17 protein-coding genes and 3 tRNA genes are annotated in these 21,714 nt (G+C 65.9%); 12 read left to right on the forward strand and 8 right to left on the reverse strand.

Going from position 1 to position 21,714, the window contains the following annotated elements; genetic code table 11:
* Positions 1 to 255: 255 nt before the first annotated feature.
* On the reverse strand, positions 256 to 1,695 hold the full coding sequence (locus AC6IW9_RS14060; protein ID WP_497764466.1) for an aspartate aminotransferase family protein: 1,440 nt from the start codon (positions 1,693 to 1,695) through the stop codon (positions 256 to 258).
* A 500-nt stretch (positions 1,696 to 2,195) separates the two neighbouring features.
* On the opposite strand from AC6IW9_RS14060, the gene AC6IW9_RS14065 reads away from it, so the two are divergent.
* The 6 genes from AC6IW9_RS14065 (at position 2,196) to guaA (ending at position 6,180) form a co-directional block, all read left to right on the forward strand.
* Complete coding sequence (locus AC6IW9_RS14065; RefSeq protein WP_497764467.1) at positions 2,196 to 2,783, forward strand: cold-shock protein; 588 nt, start codon at positions 2,196 to 2,198, stop codon at positions 2,781 to 2,783.
* A 236-nt stretch (positions 2,784 to 3,019) separates the two neighbouring features.
* A complete protein-coding gene (locus AC6IW9_RS14070; RefSeq protein ID WP_497764468.1) occupies positions 3,020 to 3,505 on the forward strand; it encodes a DUF192 domain-containing protein in 486 nt (161 codons plus the stop codon).
* 82 nt (positions 3,506 to 3,587) lie between these two features.
* Positions 3,588 to 3,664, forward strand: a tRNA-Pro gene (locus AC6IW9_RS14075).
* Positions 3,665 to 3,736: 72 nt separating this feature from the next.
* Positions 3,737 to 4,045, forward strand: a complete 309-nt coding sequence (locus AC6IW9_RS14080) for an ETC complex I subunit (RefSeq protein ID WP_497764470.1) — start codon at positions 3,737 to 3,739, stop codon at positions 4,043 to 4,045.
* 36 nt (positions 4,046 to 4,081) lie between these two features.
* Positions 4,082 to 4,158: transfer RNA gene (locus tag AC6IW9_RS14085), tRNA-Arg, on the forward strand.
* A 420-nt stretch (positions 4,159 to 4,578) separates the two neighbouring features.
* Complete coding sequence (guaA, locus tag AC6IW9_RS14090) at positions 4,579 to 6,180, forward strand: glutamine-hydrolyzing GMP synthase (protein ID WP_497764472.1); 1,602 nt, start codon at positions 4,579 to 4,581, stop codon at positions 6,178 to 6,180.
* 314 nt (positions 6,181 to 6,494) lie between these two features.
* On the opposite strand, the gene AC6IW9_RS14095 is transcribed toward guaA, so the two are convergent.
* Entirely contained in the window at positions 6,495 to 6,650 is a 156-nt protein-coding gene (locus AC6IW9_RS14095) for a hypothetical protein (protein WP_497764474.1), read from the reverse strand.
* A gap of 230 nt (positions 6,651 to 6,880) precedes the next feature.
* Here AC6IW9_RS14095 and AC6IW9_RS14100 point away from each other — a divergent pair, with 230 nt between their 5' ends.
* The 3 genes from AC6IW9_RS14100 (at position 6,881) to AC6IW9_RS14110 (ending at position 11,160) form a co-directional block, all read left to right on the forward strand.
* Positions 6,881 to 8,839, forward strand: a complete 1,959-nt coding sequence (locus AC6IW9_RS14100; RefSeq protein WP_497764475.1) for an acetoacetate--CoA ligase — start codon at positions 6,881 to 6,883, stop codon at positions 8,837 to 8,839.
* Between the two features lie 192 nt (positions 8,840 to 9,031).
* Positions 9,032 to 9,778, forward strand: a complete 747-nt coding sequence (locus AC6IW9_RS14105) for an acetoacetate decarboxylase (RefSeq protein ID WP_497764476.1) — start codon at positions 9,032 to 9,034, stop codon at positions 9,776 to 9,778.
* Complete coding sequence (locus AC6IW9_RS14110) at positions 9,775 to 11,160, forward strand: peptide MFS transporter (protein ID WP_497764478.1); 1,386 nt, start codon at positions 9,775 to 9,777, stop codon at positions 11,158 to 11,160. Before AC6IW9_RS14105 ends, AC6IW9_RS14110 begins: the two co-directional genes overlap by 4 nt.
* An 80-nt stretch (positions 11,161 to 11,240) precedes the next feature.
* On the opposite strand, the gene nhaR is transcribed toward AC6IW9_RS14110, so the two are convergent.
* Complete coding sequence (nhaR, locus tag AC6IW9_RS14115; protein WP_497764480.1) at positions 11,241 to 12,152, reverse strand: transcriptional activator NhaR; 912 nt, start codon at positions 12,150 to 12,152, stop codon at positions 11,241 to 11,243.
* A gap of 92 nt (positions 12,153 to 12,244) precedes the next feature.
* Between nhaR and AC6IW9_RS14120 the strand changes: the two genes are divergently transcribed.
* A complete protein-coding gene (locus tag AC6IW9_RS14120; RefSeq protein ID WP_497764481.1) occupies positions 12,245 to 12,913 on the forward strand; it encodes a carbonic anhydrase in 669 nt (222 codons plus the stop codon).
* A gap of 27 nt (positions 12,914 to 12,940) precedes the next feature.
* On the forward strand, positions 12,941 to 14,515 hold the full coding sequence (locus AC6IW9_RS14125) for a SulP family inorganic anion transporter (protein ID WP_497764482.1): 1,575 nt from the start codon (positions 12,941 to 12,943) through the stop codon (positions 14,513 to 14,515).
* A gap of 37 nt (positions 14,516 to 14,552) precedes the next feature.
* Here the strand turns inward: AC6IW9_RS14125 and AC6IW9_RS14130 are convergent, their stop codons facing one another.
* From AC6IW9_RS14130 to AC6IW9_RS14150, 5 genes are all read right to left on the reverse strand, one after another.
* Positions 14,553 to 15,251 carry an arylesterase gene (locus AC6IW9_RS14130; protein ID WP_497764484.1) on the reverse strand — a complete coding sequence of 233 codons (699 nt, stop codon included), beginning with the start codon at positions 15,249 to 15,251 and terminating at the stop codon, positions 14,553 to 14,555.
* A gap of 119 nt (positions 15,252 to 15,370) precedes the next feature.
* A complete protein-coding gene (locus AC6IW9_RS14135; RefSeq protein ID WP_497764486.1) occupies positions 15,371 to 17,380 on the reverse strand; it encodes an acetyl-CoA carboxylase biotin carboxylase subunit in 2,010 nt (669 codons plus the stop codon).
* Between the two features lie 64 nt (positions 17,381 to 17,444).
* Positions 17,445 to 18,080 carry an ATP-dependent Clp protease proteolytic subunit gene (locus AC6IW9_RS14140; protein WP_497764487.1) on the reverse strand — a complete coding sequence of 212 codons (636 nt, stop codon included), beginning with the start codon at positions 18,078 to 18,080 and terminating at the stop codon, positions 17,445 to 17,447.
* Positions 18,081 to 18,387: 307 nt separating this feature from the next.
* Positions 18,388 to 19,761, reverse strand: a complete 1,374-nt coding sequence (gene tig / locus AC6IW9_RS14145) for a trigger factor (protein WP_497764489.1) — start codon at positions 19,759 to 19,761, stop codon at positions 18,388 to 18,390.
* 79 nt (positions 19,762 to 19,840) lie between these two features.
* Positions 19,841 to 19,925: transfer RNA gene (locus tag AC6IW9_RS14150), tRNA-Leu, on the reverse strand.
* A 248-nt stretch (positions 19,926 to 20,173) separates the two neighbouring features.
* Between AC6IW9_RS14150 and AC6IW9_RS14155 the strand changes: the two genes are divergently transcribed.
* Positions 20,174 to 21,529, forward strand: a complete 1,356-nt coding sequence (locus AC6IW9_RS14155; protein ID WP_497764492.1) for a multicopper oxidase family protein — start codon at positions 20,174 to 20,176, stop codon at positions 21,527 to 21,529.
* Positions 21,530 to 21,714 lie beyond the last annotated feature (185 nt).

The raw sequence follows: 21,714 nt of genomic DNA on the forward strand, positions 1-21,714 counted from the left end.
AAATTTGGTGCAACGCAAGCGAGTCTTTGGAGGCAACTTCGCAATCCACGATGGGTGCCATCCGCCCGCCTTCCGACGTCCGCTCCTTGCGAACATCGACGAAAGAGGACGAAGGGGCGCTTCGAACGCGGAAAATGCAATCTGCGCAAGTCCTCCGACGCTGTGGTTACAACCGAAAAACTTTCCCCGGACAGCCGTGCGCTGCGCGGGAGAGGGAGGGTCGAGGGGCGTTTTCTTCCGTCGAAAGAAAAAATGTCAGCCGAGCTTCGCTTTCAGCGCATGGCCGGCGAGCGTCTTGCCGAGCGACCAGACGGCGGCCGGCGCGTCATGGGCGTCGGCGATCACTTTGTCGAAGGAGCGCTCGATCCAATCGCAATCGAAATCGTCGATGGTGAGCGGCGGCAGCAGCTTGATCGTGTGATTGCCGTGGCCGGCGACCTGCGTCAGCACCTTGTGCTGCTCGAACAGCGGAATGCTGATGAGCTGGCAGAACAGGCCCGAATTGACCGTCTCCAGAAGGTTCCAGGCGGCTTTGAGCTTCAGCGAGCGCGGCTCGCCGAACTCGACGCCGATCATCAGCCCCTTGCCGCGCACGTCGACGACGAGCTCGTAGCGCTCGGCCATGGCGTGGAAGGCGGCGAGGAGGCGCTCGCCTTTCGCCGCGGAATTCTCGACGAGACGCTCGCTCGCGATCACCTCGAGAGTGGCGAGGCCGGCGGCCATGGCGAGATCGTTCTTGCCGAAGGTCGATCCGTGCACGACCGCGCGATCCATGCGATCGAACACTTTGTCGAAGATCCATTTGCGCGCCAGCACGGCGCCGACCGGCACATGGCCGCCCGAGAGCGCTTTGGCGATCAGCATCATGTCGGGCTCGACGCCATAATGCTCCACCGCGAAGAATCTACCGGTGCGGCCCAGGCCGGTCTGGATTTCGTCGGCGACGAGAAGCGTTCCATATTTGCGGCACAGAGCCGCCGCCTCGGCGAGATACTCGTCATGCGGAATATTGACGCCCTTGCCCTGGATCGGCTCCACGAAGAAGGCCGCGACGTCGCGTCCGCGCAGAGCGGCGTCGAGCGCTGGAAGATCGTCGAAGGGGATTTCGCGCACATTGGGCAGCAGCGGGCCGAAGCCCTTCTTGAAGATCTGGTCGCCGTTGAGCGAGAGGGCGCCGCAGGTGAGGCCGTGGAAGGAATGCCCGCAATGGACGAGGCCGTCGCGGCCCGTCGCGGCGCGGGCGAATTTGATCGCCGCTTCGACCGCCTCGGTCCCCGAATTGGCGAAGAACGCCTTGTCCAGCCAAGGCGCATAGGCGAGCAGCCGCTCCGCGAGAAGGCCCGCCGGCACGGAGACGTCGAGCTGCACCAGATTGGGGAGATCCGCGGACAATACGCTCATCAGCGCGGCGCGTAGCGAGGGGTGGTTGCGGCCGATGGCGAATACGCCCCAGCCGCTCAAGAGATCGAGATAGCGCGCCCCCTTGCGGTCGAACAAATATTGGCCGGAGCCGCGGACGAATCCTACATCATAGCCGATCGTCTTCAGCACGCGCACCCACATTTCGTTGAGATGCGCGGCGTGCAATTCGAATCGATCGGCCTCGCGCTCGGCGTAGAGCGCGGCGAGATCGAAATTCGGCGCGGCGCCCTCGGGGGCGATGCGGCGGTCGTCTTGCTGAGACAGATAGGTCATGAGCGGGTCCTGTGGCGCTGGGCGCAACCAGCTCGCGATTTTCTCGCGGGAATTGCGTCCGGTCAACCGCCCCGGCGCCGACCATATCGATTCGGGCGGCTCTGTCCAGAGGCGCTTCGAACAGGTCGCGCGCGTCGGCCGGATCGTCAGTTTCGCGCGGGAGACGGCGTTCGAGAGAGTTCGACGCGTAAGGCTCGCCCGCGCGTCTCGCAGGCCATGCGAATGGACCGAGCAGGACACATTTCGGACTCGTTCTCGACGCGGCAAATTCACGCGTACGGTAATTCGCGTAACTTTCACACAGCCCCCTGCAACGCAACGCATTTATCGGATTCGTATCCACAACAAACGGCTTCGCGACAAAAAAGTCGGTTGGACGCCGCGCCGGCGATGATATCTTAACTCCAGTGATTCACGAGCGACGCCGCGATTCGCACATTGAATGAGCGGGCCGGAAGAGGCGAGCGTCTGCAACCGGATCGGCAGGGGGAGTTGGTCTGTTGGGCGCCAAAATTTCATTCCAGAATGAGTTGAGCGCGTCGACCATCAATGTCGAAGGCGAACAAGCCGCACTCGATCTGATCGAAGTATCGGGAGCCATCAAGTGGTTCGATGTCTCCAAAGGCTATGGGTTCGTCGTTCCGGACGATGGGGGCGCGGATATCCTTTTGCATGTCACGACATTGCGGCGGTCGGGATTTCAAACGGCCTATGAGGGCGCGCGAGTCGTCTGCGAAGCGCAGCGGCGGGCGAAGGGCATGCAGGTGTTCCGCGTCGTCGCCATCGACGAGTCGACGGCGATCCATCCGGCGCAGAGCGCCTCGGCCCGCACGCATGTGCAGGTGACGCCGTCGAGCGGCTACGAAATCGCCATCGTCAAATGGTTCAACCGCGTGAAAGGATTCGGCTTCCTGACGCGCGGGGAGGGAACCGACGATATTTTTCTCCATATGGAGACCGTGCGCCGCTTTGGCCTCGCCGAATTGAAGCCGGGCGACAGCGTGCTGGTGCGCTATGGCGACGGCCCGAAGGGGCTGATGGCGACCGAGGTCCGGCCGCTCGAATCGGCGCTGCCGGCGTCCCATTAGAGCGCTTTCCGCTCGAACGGAATCGTTCGAGCGATCAGATTCGCCCCATACGAAGTCATGAGACAAGCGGTTTCCGATCGGATCGGAAACCGCTCTGGCCGGAACGCGTCGCGATCCGGGGCGCGCGACGTTCCGACGCTTTTCAATTTTCGATCCGCATGGCAAGAGCAGGGCCGACGAATGGGGCGCGGTCGCACGGCGGCGTGCGTCCCCGCAGAGCAGCGAGGCGGATCGTCATGCGGTGCAGATTGCCGAAGGGAGTGGGGCGCTTCATCCTGGCGCTCGCGGCGCTCGTCGCGGCGGTCGCGGGATCGGTGCCGCCCGGATCGCCGGCCCGCGCGGCGGCGGCGGAGCCGCTCGAGATCGTCACGGCGACCGGCGCGCATCCGCTGCGGGTCGAGGTGGCGCGAACGCAGAAAGAGCGCGAGAAGGGGCTCATGTTTCGCGCCTCGCTCCCCGAGGACGGCGGCATGCTCTTCGACTTCCACGAGGAGCGGCCGGTCGCCATGTGGATGAGGAACACGCCTCTCTCGCTGGACATGATTTTCGTCGGCCGCGACGGGCGGGTGGTCTCGCTCGCACTCGGCGCGGAGCCCTACTCGGAACGGATCATTTCCTCCGGCGCGCCGGCGCTGGCCGTGATCGAGGTGAGCGCCGGCACGGCGAAGCGCCTGTCGGTCGCTGTCGGCGACTTGGTGCGCCATCCGATCTTTCGCAGATAGCGTCGCCGCCGCGCTTGTGAGCGGCCGTGGCTCGTGCTAGCGAAACGGGGACGGAGGCGGGCGCCTCGGCCTATTCGCGAGACGGGGTATAGCGCAGCCTGGTAGCGCGGAAGTTTTGGGTACTTCAGGTCGCAGGTTCAAATCCTGCTGCCCCGACCATCGGGCCCTTGCTCCCGCCGTCGCAGAGGTTTCATTCGATCGGCGTAGAGCCGCATCTTGCCGAGGGCCGATATGACCGCACGCATCCACCGTCCGACGCCCAGCGCGACCCAGTCCGGCCCGGGACCCGCCAAGCCCTGGGTGCTGGAGTTCGAGAGAGAGACGCCGCGCGAGCTCGACCCGCTGATGGGATGGACCAGCTCTTCCGATGCGAAGGCGCAGATCAGGCTGCGATTCGCCACCAAGGAAGAGGCGATCGCCTACGCCGAACGCAATTTCCTCGTCTATCGCGTCGAGGAGCCCAGGCCCGGCGCAGCGCGGCGCATCATCTCCTATTCGGACAATTTCCGGACGCAGCGCGTCGGTCAGTGGACGCATTGACGCCTTGCTCCCGCAGCTCTGCGCTTTCCGCGTCGCGGCCCCGTAGCTCAGCCGGATAGAGCAACCGCCTTCTAAGCGGTAGGTCGCAGGTTCGAATCCTGCCGGGGTCGCCATTCGGGGCCGCGCTACTTTTTTTGCACCGGCGACGCCCGCGGCCCGCAGCCGGGCGCGATGCGCCGCACGAAAAAGATCACACATTGTCGCGCCTGTGCCCTCGATGCGCCTCCGACGAGGCGCGGCCTGCATGCCGCACGCTCTGAGCGCGAGAGAGGGCAAAATTACAACTCATCGGCCAATTCGCGCAGTTTCCATGAAGCGCGCAACCTTCTCTCTCTCCCGCGCCAGCGGGGGAGGGGCGCTGGGCGGCTCGACCAATGCGTCTTGCGCCCGACCGACTGTGGGGGGTAGTCAGAATTCGACCGCGTTCTCGAAACGCCTCCGTCTCAGTCCGATCGGCGGGAGAGAGCGCCTCTCGCTTCGTCCGAATTGCGCCGTCGATCATGACGAGCGCTCCCGAGCGCGAAAGAACAGGCATGACCGTCGCCGACGACTTCCACCACGAGATCGCCGATCGGCACGACAAGCTGCTGATCGTCGATTTCGGCTCGCAGGTCACCCAGCTGATCGCGCGCCGCGTGCGCGAGGCCGGCGTCTATTGCGAGATCACGCCGTTCCAGAGCGCCGAGCGCGCCTTCGCCGAGATCCGCCCCAAGGCCGTCATCCTCTCCGGCGGCCCGTGCTCCGTCACCGACGAAGGCTCGCCGCGCGCGCCGCAGAGCATCTTCGATTCGGGCGTTCCGGCGCTCGCCATCTGCTATGGCGAGCAATTGCTCGCGGCGCAGCTCGGCGGCGCGGTGGAGGGCGGCCATCATCGCGAGTTCGGCCGCGCCGAGCTCGGCGTGATCGAGGAGAGCCCGCTCTTCGCCGGCGTGTGGGAGAAGGGCGGCCGCTATCCGGTGTGGATGAGCCATGGCGACCGCGTGACGCGCCTGCCGCAAGGCTTTCGCGTCATCGCCGCGTCCGAGAACGCGCCCATGGCGGCGATCGCCGACGAGGCGCGGCGCTATTACGGCGTGCAGTTCCATCTCGAGGTGGCGCATACGCCGGATGGGGCCAGGCTCATCGCCAATTTCGTGCATAATGTCGCGGGGCTGAAATCGGATTGGACGATGGCGGCGTTCCGCGGCGAGGCGGTGGAAGCGGTGCGCCGGCAGGTCGGCGCCGGCCGCGTGCTGTGCGGCCTTTCTGGCGGCGTCGATTCCGCCGTCGCCGCCGTGCTGATCCATGAGGCGATCGGCGACGCGCTCACTTGCGTCTTCGTCGATCACGGCCTGTTGCGCGCGGGCGAGGCGGAAGAGGTCGTGCGTCTCTTCCGCGATCATTACAATATTCCGCTCGTGCATGTGGAGGCGCAGGAGACATTTCTCGCAGCGCTCGACGGCGTCGGGGATCCGGAGGCCAAGCGCAAGACGATCGGGCGCCTGTTCATCGAGACTTTCGAGGAGGAGGCGAAAAAAATCGCCTCGGACGGACGCGGCGCGCCGCAATTTCTCGCGCAAGGCACGCTCTATCCGGATGTGATCGAGAGCGTGTCCTTCTCCGGCGGACCGTCGGTGACGATCAAATCGCATCACAATGTCGGCGGCCTGCCCGAGCGCATGAATATGCGGCTCGTCGAGCCGCTGCGCGAATTGTTCAAGGACGAGGTGCGCGCGCTCGGCCGCGAATTGGGTCTGCCGGAGGCTTTCGTCGGCCGTCATCCTTTCCCCGGCCCGGGCCTCGCGATCCGCTGCCCCGGCGTGGTGACGCGCGAGAAGCTGGAGATATTGCGCAAAGCGGACGCGATCTATCTCGACGAGATTCGCAAAGCGGGACTCTATGACGAGATCTGGCAGGCTTTCGCGGTTCTATTGCCGGTTCGCACGGTGGGCGTGATGGGCGACGGTCGCAGCTACGACCATGTCTGCGCGTTGCGCGCGGTGACGTCGACCGACGGCATGACGGCGGATTTCTATCCTTTTGACATGAGCTTTCTGGGCCGCGCCGCGACGCGCATCATCAACGAGGCGCCGGGCGTCAATCGCGTGGTGTATGACGTGACGAGCAAGCCGCCGGGGACGATCGAGTGGGAGTGATTCCGGGCTTTCGCGGTGAAATCCGATCTGGCGAGGGCGCGCGACGCCGCGGGGGCTCGGTTGTTCCGTGACTTAGCCGAGGGCGCAACAGGCGTTCTTTCAGCGTCGCCCTCTTCCGCCGAGGCCGACATTGGCAAAGCGATCGTCTCCTCCGTGTTTCCGTCGGATTTCTCGATCGCTCGTCCTGCATCATGCTTACTCGACCGCGAACGCTTTCTTGATGTCCGTTACTTGGCCGAAACAGGCGGACGAGACGTTCCGCCCTCGCCGCGGCCGCTCGCAATGCGGACGGCGCGCGGCGAGGGCTCACGCCATCAGCGATGATGGTGGTGATGATGATGGTGATGGTGATGATGTTGATGGTGACGGTGGTGATGATGCCGGTGGCGCGACGGATGGGCCGAGGCGGCGAGCGGGGCCATGGCCACGGCGAAGCCCAGGGCCAGAGCGGCGATCAACTTCTTCGTCATTGCGATCTCCTGTGCGAGGGGTCCGATCGGACGAGCGCGAGAATGCTCCGCCAGAGATGAACAAAGCCGAAAGACTCGCGCCGGCGCCCAAGATAGCGGCGCCAGAGCCCGAAAGCAAAGCTTGTCCGCCTCCTCGGGCCCGGCTCAAAATAAGCCGGCCCGATCCCCTATCGCGCGGATTTCGGAGCTTCTATGAGTGAAGGCTCACGCCGCGCCGGAAGGACAAGTCGATGCCGATCTGGAAGCCCGACCTCGATCGCCGGAAGAACGCCACGCTCACCCGTTTCGCGCAATCCATCGAGGCGACGCAGGGTTTCGCCGAGCGCTTCGATTATGACGGGCTCTATCGGTGGAGTCTCGAAAATTCGGCCGTCTTCTGGTCGGCGGTGTGGGATTTCTGCGGCGTCATCGGCGAGAAGGGCCGGCGCGCGCTCATCGACCCCGACAAAATGCCCGGCGCCCGCTGGTTCCCCGACGCGCGGCTCAATTTCGCCGAAAATCTTCTGCGTCCGCGTCCGGCGGACTCCGAGGCGATCGTCTTTTGGGGCGAGGATCAGGTCGAACGCCGGCTCTCCTTCGGAGAGATCGAGCGGCAGGCCGGCGCGCTCGCCGCTTTCTTCCGCACGCAGGGCGTAGAGCCGGGCGATCGCATCGCCGCCTATATACATAATGGGCCGGAGGCGATCATCGGCATGCTCGCCGCTTCCTCGCTCGGCGCGGTCTGGTCCTCCTGCGCGCCGGAGTTCGGCGTCGCGAGCGTGCTCGACCGCTTCGGCCAGATCGCGCCGCGCATCCTCATCGCCGTCGACGGCTATTTCTACAAGGGCAAGACGCTCGATCGCGCCGACAATATTCGCGAGATCGCGGGGAAGCTTCCGAGCGTGCAGAAGATCCTGCTCGTACCCTATACGAGCGCCTCGCCCTCGCTCGACGGGCTCGGCGATGCGCAGCTCTGGCCGCAGGCGCTCGCCGCGCACGAGGGCGCGACGATGCGCTATGAGCGTCTGCCCTTCGATCATCCGCTCTACATCATGTTCTCCTCGGGCACGACGGGCGCGCCGAAGTGCATCGTGCATGGCGCGGGCGGCACGCTGCTGCAGCACTTGAAGGAGCATCGGCTGCAGAGCGACATCGCGCCCGGCGATCGTTTCTTCTATGCGACCTCGACCGGCTGGATGATGTGGAACTGGCTGGCGAGCGGTCTCGCGAGCGAGGCGACGCTGCTGCTCTACGACGGTTTTTTCTCCGCCGGCAAGGACGGCGCGCTGCTGCTCGATTATGTGGCGAAGGAGAAGGCGACCTTCTTCGGCACGTCGGCCGGCTATCTGAAGCAGATCGAGAAGAGCGGGCTGAAGCCGCGCGAGAGCCATGATCTCTCCAGCATGCGAATCATCGCCTCCACCGGCTCGCCGCTGCTGCCGGACAGCTTCGATTATGTCTATCGCGACGTGAAGGCGGATGTGCAGCTCGCCTCGATCAGCGGCGGCACCGATATCGTCTCATGCTTCGTCTGCGGCAATCCCTGGAGCCCCGTCTATCGCGGCGAGATTCAATGCGCCGGCCTCGGCATGGCGGTGCAAGTGTGGGACGAGGAAGGCAAGCGCGTCATCGGCCATGAGGGCGAACTCGTCTGCACGCAGCCCTTTCCGTCGATGCCGATCTATTTCTGGAACGACGCCGACGGCGAGAAATATCGCAAGGCCTATTTCTCGGAGCATCCGGGGATTTGGCGTCACGGCGATTTCGCCACGGAAACCGAGCACAAGGGCTTCCTCATCCACGGCCGTTCGGATGCGACGCTCAATCCGCAGGGCGTGCGCATCGGCACGGCGGACATCTACAATATCGTCGAGCGACTGCCGGAGATTCTCGAATCTCTCGCCATCGATCAGGAGTGGGAGGGCACGACGCGCATCGTGCTGTTCGTGAAGACGCGCGACGGCGCTTCGCTCGACGACGTGCTCGCGGCGCGGATCAGGCGCGAACTGTTCGACAAGGCTTCGCCGCGCCACGTGCCCTCGGTGATCATCGAGGCGCCGGACCTGCCGCATACGCGCTCCGGCAAGCTGGTCGAGCTCGCGGTGAAGGAGATCGTGCACGGGCGTCCGGTGAAGAATGTCGGCGCGCTGTCCAATCCGGAAGCGCTCGAATTCTTCGCCGCTCTGCCGCAGCTTTCGAGCAAAGGCTGACGCGCGCGTCGCCCCAGGCAATCCGTCATTGCGAGCCGAAGGCGAAGCAATCCAGAGCCGTGGGGCGGCCCCTGGGTTGCTTCGTCGCTTCGCTCCTCGCAACGACGGGCGGGATGATGAGCGTGAACTGCGCTCGTCACGAGGCCGCGCTATCTAATCGCTTCGTTTCATCCGCTTCACGGAGCCGCCGACATGAAGATCGACGACGTGCGCAACACGGCCTTCGCCATGCCGCTCACCAATCCCGCTTATCCGCGCGGGCCTTATCGTTTCTATAATCGCGAGTTCATCGTCGTCACCTATCGTACCGATCGCGAAGCGCTCGAGGCGGTGGTGCCGGAACCGCTCGAAGTCGACGAGCCGATCGTCAAATATGAATTCATTCGCATGCCCGATTCGACCGGCTTCGGCGACTATACCGAGACCGGCCAAGTGATCCCGGTGCGCTACAAGGGCGAGACGGGCGCTTACGTCCACGCCATGTATCTCGACGATGACGCGCCCATCGCCGGCGGACGCGAGCTGTGGGGCTTTCCGAAGAAGCTCGCCTCGCCCAAGATCGAGCACGACGGCGATGTGATCGTCTGCACGCTGCGTTATGGCAAGGCGCTCTGCGTCTCCGCCTCGATCGGCTACAAGCATCGCATTCTCGAGACGGCGCCGATCGCCGAATCTCTTCGTCGGCCGAACTTCCTGCTGAAGATCATTCCCCATGTCGACGGCTCGCCGCGCGTGCTGGAGCTCGTGCGCTACCACATGACCGACATTGCAATGAAAGGCGCGTGGGCCTCGCCCGCGGCGATCGATCTCTATTCGCATGTCGCCTGCGACGTGGCGCGGCTGCCCGTACGCGAGGTGGTCTCGGCGGTTCATTTCACCGCCGATCTCACGCTCGCGCTCGGCGAGGTCGTGTTCGATTATCTCGCGCCGGGCGCATGACCGTTCCGCCGACCGCGGCGCAGGAGAGGCGTTCCGGCCTCGGGCGGAGCGCCGAATGGTTCGGTCATCCGCGCGGCCTGACGATCCTGTTCTCGTCCGAGATGTGGGAGCGCTTCTCCTATTATGGAATGCGCGCTCTGCTCGTGCTCTATATGGTCGATCATCTGCTGATCGATCCCGCGCGCTCGGGCGAGGCGGTCGGGCTCGCCGCTCTGCGCCGCCTGCTCGAATCCGTCTCCGGCCCGCTCGACGTTCAGCCCTTCGCCTCGCAGATCTATGGCCTCTACACCGGCTTCGTCTATCTGACGCCGATCCTCGGCGGCGTGCTCGCCGACCGCTGGCTCGGCCGGCGCCGGACAGTGGTCCTCGGCGCGGCGCTGATGGTCGCCGGCCATTTTCTGATGGCCGTCGAATCCTTCTTCCTGATCGCGCTGACGCTGCTCGTCTTCGGCAACGGCGCCTTCAAGCCGAACATCGTCACGCAGGTCGGCGGCCTCTATGACGCGCACGACGCGCGACGCGATCGCGCCTATTCGATCTTCTATGTCGGCGTCAATATCGGCGCCTTCTTCTCGCCGCTGGTCGCCGGAACGCTCGGCGAGCGGCTCGGCTGGCATTACGGCTTCGCCAGCGCCGGAATCGGCATGGCGGTCGGCCTCGCCGTTTATCTCTTCGGCCTGCCCCTGCTGCCGCCCGATCCGCCGCGCGAGAGGCGGAGCGATCCGGCGCCGGCGCATGATCTCGCGCGGGTAATGACGGGACTGCTGCTCCTGTTCCTGCCCTCGGCTTTCTTCTGGGCCGCCTATGAGCAGCAGGGCAATACGATCGCGCTCTTCGCGGCGCGCTCCGTCGATCGCAGCGTCGATCTTCTCGTCTGGCGCGGCGAGATTCCGGTGACCTGGCTCCAGGCGATCAATCCGCTGATGATCTTCCTCTTCACGCCGGCGCTCGTTTCCTTTTGGAGTCGTCTCGCGCGAGCAGGGCGGGAGCCGTCGACGCTTCGCAAGCTGGCGCTCGGCTGCCTCGGGCTCGCGCTCTCTTATGCGATTCTCGCGGGGGCGGCCTGGATGAATGCCGACGGCAAGACCTCGACGCTGTGGCTCGTCGCTTATTTCGCGCTGCTCACGCTCGGCGAGCTGCATTTCTGGCCGATCGCCCTTTCGCTGGTCTCGCGCCTCGCGCTGGAGCGCTCGTCGGTGATGGGCCTCTGGCTCGCGAGCAATTTTCTGGGCGCGCTCGCCGCGGGCTGGCTCGGGGGATTCTGGGCGAGCTTCTCGCCCGCCGCCTTCTTCCTGCTGGTGGCCGCGGTCGCTCTCACGGGAGGCGTGATGATCTTCGCCTCTCATTCGACCTTGGGCGGATTGATCGGCGAGCGAGCCTGAGCGCGCCGAGCGCTTCCGCTGCTGCCCCGAGGGGCCGTCCACATATGACGCCCGCGCCGAAGAGCGCGAAACGTCGCTCGTCACGACGCCTCGCCCGTCAGCCAGTCGCGCGCGCCCTCGAGGATCGCGGCGACGCATGGGTGCTTCACCTTGCGCTGCGCGGTGATCGCATAGAATCGCTCGCTGACGCCCTCGAGCGTGGCGATGAGCCGGACGCCATATTGCCGCTCGATCGCGTCGCGCACGGCGACGGCCGCCATGAGCACGCCGGCGCCGGCGGCCGCGAAGGTCTTCAGCAGCGCGCTGTCGTCGATCTCCGCGACGATGGAGGGGAACAGCCGGTTGGCGTCGATCCATTGATCGAGCGAGCGCCTGAGCGCAGTGTTGGTCGTCGGCAGCAGCAGAGGCGCGCCGTCGAGCGAGCGCGGGAAACCGTCGGCGCAGCGCACATAGAGCGCCGGCGCCGCGAAGGCCGCGACGCCGCTCTCGCCGAGCAGATGATTGTAGATGCGCGAGTCGGCGGCGCTCGTCGCCGGCGCGTCGGAGATCACGAGATCGACGCCATGCACCGGCAATTCGGTCAAGAGGCGCTCGAGCTTGTCCTCGTGGCAGACGATATGGGCGGGCTGCGCGCCGCCGGGAATGGCCGGCTCCAGCAGCCGATAGACGAGGAGCTTGGGGAGCGCGTCCGATACGCCCACGCTCAAGCGTGGGTCGCGGGCGCCGGAGCGGTTCTCGAGCGCCTTGGTCAGCTCGCGTCCGATCGAAAAAATCTCGTCCGCATAATTGAACACGGTGCGGCCGGTCTCGGTCATCACCAGACCGCGGCCCTGCTTGCGGAACAGCTTTTCGCCGATCGCCTTTTCGAAGATGGCGAGCTGGCCGCTGATGGTCGGCTGGGCGAGGCGCAGCTTCTCGCTCGCGCGGGAAACTCCGCCCTCGCGCACGACGTTCCAGAAATAGAACAGGTGCTGGTAGTTGAGCCGGTCCATGGACCTATCCAAAATATCGATGGAAAAAATATATATAATCTATTTTACGATATGTGAAGCCTGCCGTAGCCTTTGCGCATAGGAGGCGAGCCATGCAAAAGCTGATCGAAGGGCTGCATCATTTCCAATCCGAGGTTTTCGGCAACCAGCGCGAATTGTTCGAGCGCCTCGCCGAGGGCCAATCGCCGGAGACTTTGTTCATCACTTGCGCGGATTCGCGCATCGACCCCTGCCTGTTGACCAATTCACAGCCGGGCGAGCTGTTCATCCTGCGCAACGCCGGCAATCTCGCGCCGCCCTATGGCGCGGTGCGCGGCGGCGAGGCGGCCTCGATCGAGTTTGCCGTCGCCGGGCTCGGCGTGAAGGATGTGATCGTCTGCGGCCATTCGCATTGCGGGGCGATGAAAGGGCTGCTCGCGCCGCCGCCCGCCGAGGATTTTCCGGCGCTCACCGAATGGCTGTCGCATGCGGAGGCGACGAAACGCATCATGCGCGACAAATATCGCGATCATGATTCGACGCAGAAGCTCAACATCGCGATCCAGGAGAACGTTCTGGCCCAGCTCGAGAATTTGCGCACCCATCCGGCCGTCGCTTCGGCGCTGTCGCAAGGCAGGCTGAAACTGCACGGCTGGGTCTACAAGATCGAGACCGGCGAAGTATTCGGCTACGATCCGAGCGCGCTGCAATTCGTCCTGCTCACGAAACGGCCCTCCGCCGCGCCGGCGGCGTCGGAGGTTTTGCGCCGCGTCGAGGTTTGATCCGCGACGACGTCCAGGAGATGCGAAATGTCATCGGCAGAAGTTCCGAGAGAGTCTTTTTTCGTCCGTTTGCGTGACGACGCTCTCGCGTCGATCGTCGTCTTTCTCGTCGCCCTTCCGCTCTCGATGGGCCTCGCGCTCGTCGCCGGCTATCCGTTCGAGAACGCCGCCGCCGTCGGCCTCGTCAGCGGCGCGATCGGCGGCATCGTCGTCGGCCTGCTCTCGGGCTGCCCGCTGCAGGTGAGCGGCGCGGCCAATGGCGCGGCGGTGATGGTGGCGGTCTTCGTCAAGGATTTCGGCCTCGACGCGATCGGCGTCATCGTCATCATCTGCGGCCTCGTGCAGCTCGCCGCCGGCGCGCTGCGGTTCGGGCCGATCTTCCGCGCCGTCTCGCCGGCGCTGATCCAGGGAATGCTCGCCGGCATCGGCCTCTTGATCTTTGCCTCGCAATTTCATGTGATGGTGGACGATATTCCGCCGGGCGCGGGGCGCGAGTTCGGCGGCGTCGTCAATCTCTATTGGCTGCCGGAGGCCGTTTGGAAAGGCGTGACGATGGAGGAGCACCGGCCGGCGGCGCTGATCGGCCTCCTCACCATCGCGCTGATCGCCGGTTGGAGCGAATTCGCGCCCAAACGCCTGCGCGCGCTGCCGGCGCCGCTGATCGGCGTCACGGCGAGCGCGGCCCTGGCCTGGCATTTCGATCTCGGCCTCAAATTCGTGCCGGCGCCGGACAGTCTCCTCGCCGCCGTCACGCTGCCGACGAGCGCCGCTCTGTCGCGATTCGGCGAGGGCGCGCTATGGATCGCGGGCCTGTCGATCGCCTTCGTCGCCGGCGCCGAATCGCTCATCACGGCGACCGCGGTCGACGCGATGCAGCGCCATACGCCGCGCACACGATATAATAGAGAGCTCGTGGCGCAGGGCGTCGGCAATGTGCTCTGCGGCTTTCTCGGCGTGCTGCCGGTCTCGGGCGTGATCGTGCGCAGCTCGGCCAATGTGATGGCCGGCGGGCGCACGCGGCTCGCGACGATGCTGCACGGCGTGTGGATCCTGGTGTTCATCGTCCTGCTGCCGGGCGTGCTCAAGCTCATTCCCGTCGCGAGCCTCGCGGCCGTGCTCGTCTATGCCGGCGTCAGGCTGATTCGGCTCGGATTCGTGAGGATCCTCTGGGGGCAGGACCGCGCCGAGGCGGGCGTCTATGCGGCGACCTTCGTCACCGTCGTCGCCACGGATGTGCTCACCGGTCTCGCGGTCGGCGTCGGCCTGTCGGTCGCACGCCTGCTCTATACATTCTCCCGCTTCGACGTGAAGGTCGAGGAGCGCGCCGACCATTTCGATATCGCGCTCGTCGGCGCGGCGACCTTCATCGCTCTGCCGACCCTCGCGGGCGCGCTGGAGGCGCTGCCGCCGGACGCGCGCGTCCATGTGAATTTGAGCCGGCTGAGCTTTATCGACCACGCCTGTCTCGATCTGCTCGCCAATTGGGAGCAGCAGTTCGAGGCGTCGGGCGGAGAGCTGGTCCTCGATTGGGAGGCGCTGCACGGCCTGTTCCAGGAACGTACCCTGCGCGCCACGCCGGTCGGTCCGGCCGCCGCGTCGTGAGGCGCGGCGGGCGACCGTCATCGCCCGCCGCGCAACGTCAACGGGCGTCGGCGAGCTTGCGGCGCGCCGCCGCCGCATCGAGATTGCGTTCGACGAGCGGCGCGATTCCGGCCACGATCCGCTGCACGCCGGCGGCGTTGGGATGGACGCCGTCCTCCTGCATCAGCGCCGGATGGCCGAACACGCCTTGCAGGAAGAAGGGATAGAGCGAGGCGCCCCAGCGCGCGGCGAGCCGCGGATAGAGCCGGTCGAAAGTGACGTTGTAGACGAAGCCGAGCTCCGGCTTCGACAGCATGCCGCCGATGACGACGCGCGCGCCTTCGCGCTCATAGCCGTCGATGATCCAGTTCAGATTGCGCTCGACGACGGCCGGATCGGTCTGCGTGAGCATGTCGTTGCCGCCGAGCTCGACGATGGCGACATCGGCCGAATAGCCGTGCGGGTCGGCGGCGATGCGGGTGGCGGCGTCGGATGTCGTATCCCCCGGCAGGGAGCCGTTGAAAATATCGACATTGCGATAGCCGTCGGCGCGCAGGCGCCGGGCGAGCGCCGGAGCAAAGCCGTAGCCATCGGGAACGCCGAGGCCCGAGCTCAGGCTGTCGCCCAGGATGACGAGCCGCAACGGCGCGCTCTGGCTGCGGGCCGTCGGCGCGAAGGAGAAGACGGCGAGAAGAAGGACGGCCGCGGAAAAACCGTGACGCTGCAGCTTCGCTCGCGCGCGCGGCTCATGCTTCATGGCTCGCCTCGAATGATCCGATGAAAGGCTCGGGCAGGCTAAGCGCGACGCGTCAATTGGACATGAAAAAAGTCCGGCGCATTTGCCGGGCTCGTGGATTTTTGTCGCCGGCGCCGCCGCTATTCGGCGAATTCCATGATCACGGCGTCGACGGCCAAGCTGTCGCCGGGCTTGGCGACGATCTTCTTGACGGTCACGTCGCGCTCGGCGCGCAGCACATTCTCCATCTTCATCGCCTCGACCATGCACAGCGGCTCGCCCGACTTCACCTCCTGGCCCTCGGCCACGTCGATCGTCTTGACGAGACCGGGCATGGGGCAGAGCAGATGCTTGGAGGCGCCGACATTGGTCTTCTTGGGCATCAGCGCGGCGAGCTCGGCCTCGCGCTTGGTGTAGACGCGCGCGTCGACCGCGACGCCCTGGTGGGCGAGCTGATAGCCGTTGAGGATCGGGCGAACCTGCACATAGATGGTCGCGCCGTCGATCGTTCCTTCGAGCACGGGATCGCCGGGACGCCAGGGCGAGGAGATCCTCCGCGTGCGCGCCTCGCCATCGAAATGCACGATCAGCGCCTCTCCCTGCGTGTCGAGCGTCACAGGGAACTGCTTGTCGCCGAGCGCGCAGACGCGGCTGCTCTCGAACTCGAACGGCCGCCCATGGGCGAGCTGGCCGGTGATCTGGCGCTTGCGCTGATTGCCGATGTGGTCGACGAGCGCCGCGACGGTCGCGAGAACATGAGCGAGCTCGCCGTCGGGCTCCGGCGCCGCGAATCCGCCCGCATATTCCTCGGCGATGAAGCCGGTGGAGAGCCGTCCCTCGCGCCAGCGCTCATGCTGCATCAGCGAGGCGAGGAAGGGGATGTTGTGGCGAATGCCGTCGATCACGAAGCGGTCGAGCGCGCCCGCCTGCGCGTCGATCGCCGAGAGGCGGTCGGGGCCGTGCGTCACGAGCTTCGCGATCATCGGATCGTAATGGATCGAGATCTCGCGGCCTTCCGCGACGCCCGTGTCGTTGCGCACGGTGATGGCGCCGTCGCGCTTTTCTTCCGGCGGGCGATATTTCACGAGACGCCCGATCGACGGTAGGAAGTTGCGCGTCGGGTCCTCCGCATAGATGCGGCTCTCGACGGCCCAGCCGTTGATCGTCACTTTCTCCTGGCGCAGCGACAGCGGCTCGCCCGCGGCGACGCGAATCATCTGCTCGACGAGATCGATGCCGGTGATGAGCTCGGTCACCGGATGCTCGACCTGCAGACGCGTGTTCATCTCGAGGAAGTAGAAGCTCTTGTTCTGCCCTGCGACGAACTCGACCGTGCCGGCGGAATCGTAATTCACGGCCTTGGCGAGGGCGACGGCCTGCGCGCCCATCGCCGCGCGCGTCTCCTCGTCGAGAAGCGGGGAGGGGGCCTCCTCGATCACCTTTTGATTGCGACGCTGGATCGAACATTCGCGCTCGTTGAGATGAATGACGTTGCCGTGCTTGTCGCCGAGCACCTGAATTTCGATGTGGCGTGGATCGACGATGAATTTTTCGATGAAGACGCGGTCGTCGCCGAAGGATGACGCCGCTTCGGAGCGCGCGCGGGTAAAACCCTCGATCACTTCGTCGGCCTTATGGGCGATGCGCATGCCCTTGCCGCCGCCGCCGGCGGAGGCTTTCAGCATGACCGGATAGCCGATCTCATCGGCGATGCGCACGGCCTCGTCGCCGTTCTCGATGACGCCGAGATAGCCCGGAACCACATTCACTCTGGCGGCGGAGGCGAATTTCTTCGATTCGATCTTGTCGCCCATCGCCTCGATGGCGCGGGGATTGGGGCCGATGAAGACGATTCCCGCGTCGGCGAGCGCGGTGGCGAAGGCGGCGCGCTCCGAGAGGAAGCCATAGCCCGGATGCACGGCCTCGGCGCCGGTCTCCTTGCAGGCGGCGATGATCTTGTCGATCAACAGGTAGGATTGCGCGGCGGGCGGCGGTCCCAGACGGATCGCCTCATCGGCCATTTCGACATGGAGCGCGTCCGCGTCGGCGTCCGAATAGACGGCGACGGTCGCTATTCCCATTCGTCTCGCGGTCTTGATGATGCGGCAGGCGATTTCGCCACGATTTGCGATGAGGATCTTACGAAACATGCGCGCCCCGATACGAGCCGACGGCGCGCCGCCCCATTCGCGGGGGGCGCGCGCGGGTCTTTTCTTAGTTCTTGGTTTCGGACTGCTCTTCGGGACGGTTCACCTGAACATGATCCACGATGCCGAAGTCCTTCGCTTCTTCCGCCGACATGAAGTGATCGCGATCGAGCGTCTTCTCGATCGTGTCGTAGTCTCTGCCCGTATGCCGGACATAGATCTCGTTCAGTCGCTTCTTGATCTTCATGATGTCCTCGGCGTGGCGCAGGATGTCCGACGCCTGGCCCTGGAAGCCGCCGGAGGGCTGATGCACCATGATGCGGGCGTTGGGCAGAGCGAAGCGCTGTCCCGCTTCGCCCGCCGCCAGCAGCAGCGAGCCCATGGACGCCGCCTGGCCGATGCAGAGCGTCGCGACCTTCGGACGGATGTATTGCATCGTGTCGTAGATGGCGAGGCCCGAGGTGACGACGCCGCCTGGCGAGTTGATGTAGAGGAAGATCTCGCGCTTCGGATTCTCCGCCTCGAGGAACAGCAGCTGGGCGATGATCACCGAGGCCATATGGTCCTCGACGGGACCGGTCAGAAAAATGATCCGCTCGCGCAGCAGGCGTGAATAAATGTCGAAGCCGCGCTCGCCGCGGCTCGTGTTCTCGATCACCTGGGGGATCAGATATTGATTGTAGACCTCGATGGGATCACGCATCTCTGGCGCCTTTTCTCGATTTGCCTTGGCCTGCCCCCGAATGCGCGGTCCGAACCGACTGCGCCCGATCGAGGCGTCGCGGGCGCGGGCTCCCGGCCGTCCCTCGCCGCGCGGCCCGCCGCGAGCTCGAAGGATGCGGCCGTGAGCCGGCGCGCCCGCCTTTGCGGCTGTTGGTAGCACATTGCCGCAGCGCGTCCAGCGGCAAACCACGAATGAGGGGGCGAGGTGAACGCCTGCGGGATGCGATCGGGGAGGCCTCGGCTCTCTCGAGAGGGGAGGTCTCGATCGGGACGGGGCTCCGCCCGCCTCAGACGGCCGGGCGGGCCAGTTCGTCGTCCTCGTCCTCCGCCATCAGCTCCTCGCGGGTCACCGGCTTGTCGGTGACGCCGATCTTGGTCACCAGATGGTCGACGACGCGCTCCTCGTAGAGCGGCGCGCGAATCTGGGCGAGGGCCTGCGGATTGTTGCGGTAGAAGTCCCAGACCTCCTTCTCGCGGCCGGGGAACATACGGACGCGCTCGACCAGGGCGTCGGTCACATCCTTGTCCTCGACCGTCACGCCGGCGTTCTGGCCGATCTCGGCGAGGACGAGGCCGAGGCGCACCCGGCGCTCGGCGATGCGGCGATATTCGGCCCGGGCCCCCTCCTCGGTCGCGCCCTCGTCCTCGAAGCTCTTGCCGCTGCGCTGGCGCTCGGCGTCGAGCTGCCCCCAGATCGTCGTGAACTCCTGCTCGACGAGGCCCTCCGGCAGCTCGAAGGAGAAGCGCTTGTCGAGCGCGTCGAGCAGCGAGCGCTTCAGCTTCGCGCGCGAGGTCTTCTCGTAATCGGCCTCGAGGTTGCCGCGCACGGCGGTCTGCAGGGCGGCAAGATTTTCGAAGCCGTATTTGGCCGCGAAGGCGTCGTCGATCGGCAGCTCCTTGGGCGCCGCGACGGCCTTCACCGTCACGTCGAACTCGGCGTCGCGGCCGGCGAGATTGGCGGCCGAATAGTCGTCCGGGAATTTGACCTTCACGACGCGCTGTTCGCCCGGCGCGGCTCCCTCGAGCTGGTCCTCGAAGCCCGGAATGAAGGAGCCCGAGCCGAGCACCAGATCGATGTCGCCGCCGGTTCCGCCTTCGAAGGCCTCCCCGTCGAGCTTGCCGGTGAAGTCGATCGTCACGCGGTCGCCCTTGGCGGCTTTCGCGTCCTCGACGGTCTTCTCCTCATATTCGCGGATGCGCTCGGCGAGCTGCTCGATCGATTTCGCGACATCCTCGTCGCCGACCGCGGCGACCGGGCGCTCGATCGAAATGTCGTCGAAGGCGCCGACCTCGAAGGTCGGCAGGACCTCGAAAGCCACGGAATAGGCGAAGTCGCCCTCGGCCTCGAGCGCCTTCTCGATCAGCGTCTGGTCGACCGGCAGGTCGAGCTTCGGCTCGAGAGCGACGCGCAGGCCGTGATCCTCGACGATCTTGCGATTGGCCTCGTTCACGGCCTCCTGCAGAACCTCGCTCATGATGCCCTTGCCGTAGAGCTTCTTGAGATAGGAGGTCGGAGCCTTGCCGGGACGGAAGCCCTTGATCTGCGCCTTGCTGCGCAGCTCGGCGAGCTGCGCCTCCAGCTTGGCGGCGAGCTCCTCGACCGGCAGCACCACCTTGAATTCATGCTTCAAGCCCTGCGATAGGGTCTGCGTCACTTCCATCTCGTCTCGCCTTCTCGAATCTCGACCTCGCCGGGCCGCGCCGGGTAAAATTCCACAATCCGGGCGCGGAAGCGGCGGCTGGTGCGGGCGGAGGGAGTCGAACCCCCACGACTTGCGTCACCGGAACCTAAATCCGGCGCGTCTACCAGTTCCGCCACGCCCGCGGCTCCAATGCGCCGCGGCCCCGCGCGAAAAGTCGCGAAGGGCCGAACGCCGAAAGAACCCGCATCCATGCCGGGCGCCGGACGAGGGCGGCTCGAAGGCCGCGCGCGCCGCCTCGGCCCGGGCGGGCGCTCTATAGCACGGCGCGCCGTCGCCGCTAAAGAAAATGTCATGCGCATGGAGAGCCCTGTTGATGGAAGCCGGCGCGTCGGCAATAGTCGCGCGCGTCGAACCCTCGAAAGGACGCCTCATGCCGCTCGACTGCTCGCGCCGATCCTTCGTCGGCGGAGTCGCCGCGACTCTCGTCGCGCTCGAGGCGCGGGCGCAGGCGCCGACGGCCGGTCCGCGGGTTCTCGAGGCCCGCCCGGGTCTCTTGCGCCTGCTGCCGGAGCCGGCGGCGGCGACCGAGGTCTGGGGCTTCGACGGCTGGTCGCCGGGACCACTCTTGCGCTTGCGCCAGGGCGAGGACCTCTCGGTCCGCCTTGTCAATCGGCTGGAAAAGCCGCTGAGCCTCCACTGGCACGGCATGCGCGGCGACAACGCCATGGATGGCGTCGCGCCTCTGGTGCAGGCCGCGGTCGCGCCGGGGGGCGATTTCCATTATTCGCGCAAAGCCGTGGATGCGGGCCTCTTCTGCTACCGGCCCGCGGTTTTTCCGCAGACGCCGGAGTTGATCGCGCGCGGGCTGAAGGGCCTCCTCGTCGTCGACGAGCCCGAGCCGCTCGCGGCCGATGTCGATCTCGTGATGGCGCTCGATGATTGGCGGCTCGACAAGGACGGGCGCGTCGAAGGAGATTTCGGAGCGCATGCGGCGGCCGCCGGATCGGGGCGAATCGGTCCGATCGTCGCCGTCGACGGCCGGCCGGCGCCCTCGATCCGGGAGTTTCCGCCCGGCGCGCGCGTGCGGCTGCGGCTCGCCAATCTCGCCAACGCTCGCATCATGTTCATCGCCTTCGACAATGTGCAGCCCTTCGTCGTCGCGGTCGACAGCCAGCCCTGCGACGCTTTCGAGCCGGTGCGACGCACCATTCCGGCGGCGCCCGGCGCGCGCTTCGAGCTGATGTTCGATCTTCCCCGCGAGAGCGGCGCGCGTTGCGGGCTGATACTGCGCAGCCTCTCCGAGGCGGATCGCGAGCTCGTCGCCTTCGTGGCGAGGGGGCCGGCCACGCCCTCGCGCCCGCCGATCGTCTCCCTGCCGCAAAACCCGCTGCTGCCCGCCGAAATTCGGCTCGAGGCGTCCAAGAAGCTCGACCTCGTGCTGGAGCCGCCCAAGACGACGGGCGCCCGCTGGTCGATCAACGGCGCGCCGAGCAAGGCCTATGAGGGGCCGCCTCTCTTGAAGGTGAAGCGGGGGACGCCCGTCACCTTCGGCTTCGTGAACCGCGCCGAATCGGCGGTCGTCATGCATGTGCACGGCCATGCGATCCGGCTGCTGCACGATCTCGACGATGGTTGGGAGCCCTATTGGCGCAATGGCGTCGTCGTTCCGCCCGGCAAGACCAAGCGCGTCGCCTTCGTCGCCGACAGCCCCGGCAAATGGGCTCTTCACGACGATATACTGGAGCATGAGGCCGCCGGCCTCGCCGCGTGGTTCGCGGTCGATTGAGCGCCGCGCGCGATCGACGGGGCGGAGGTGGACAAATACGGTCGAGTGTGCTGCGATAAACAGAGCGACTTCAACCTGAGCGAGCAATCGGCGCCGGGAAGACGTTCGATCGGCCGCCGATTGTGGAGACCAGGTAACAGTCCGACAAGACTGTCGGTATATCTTCATGAATCAAAAGCGTATCG

The sequence above is a fragment of the Methylosinus sp. shoA genome (genome assembly GCF_059718125.1).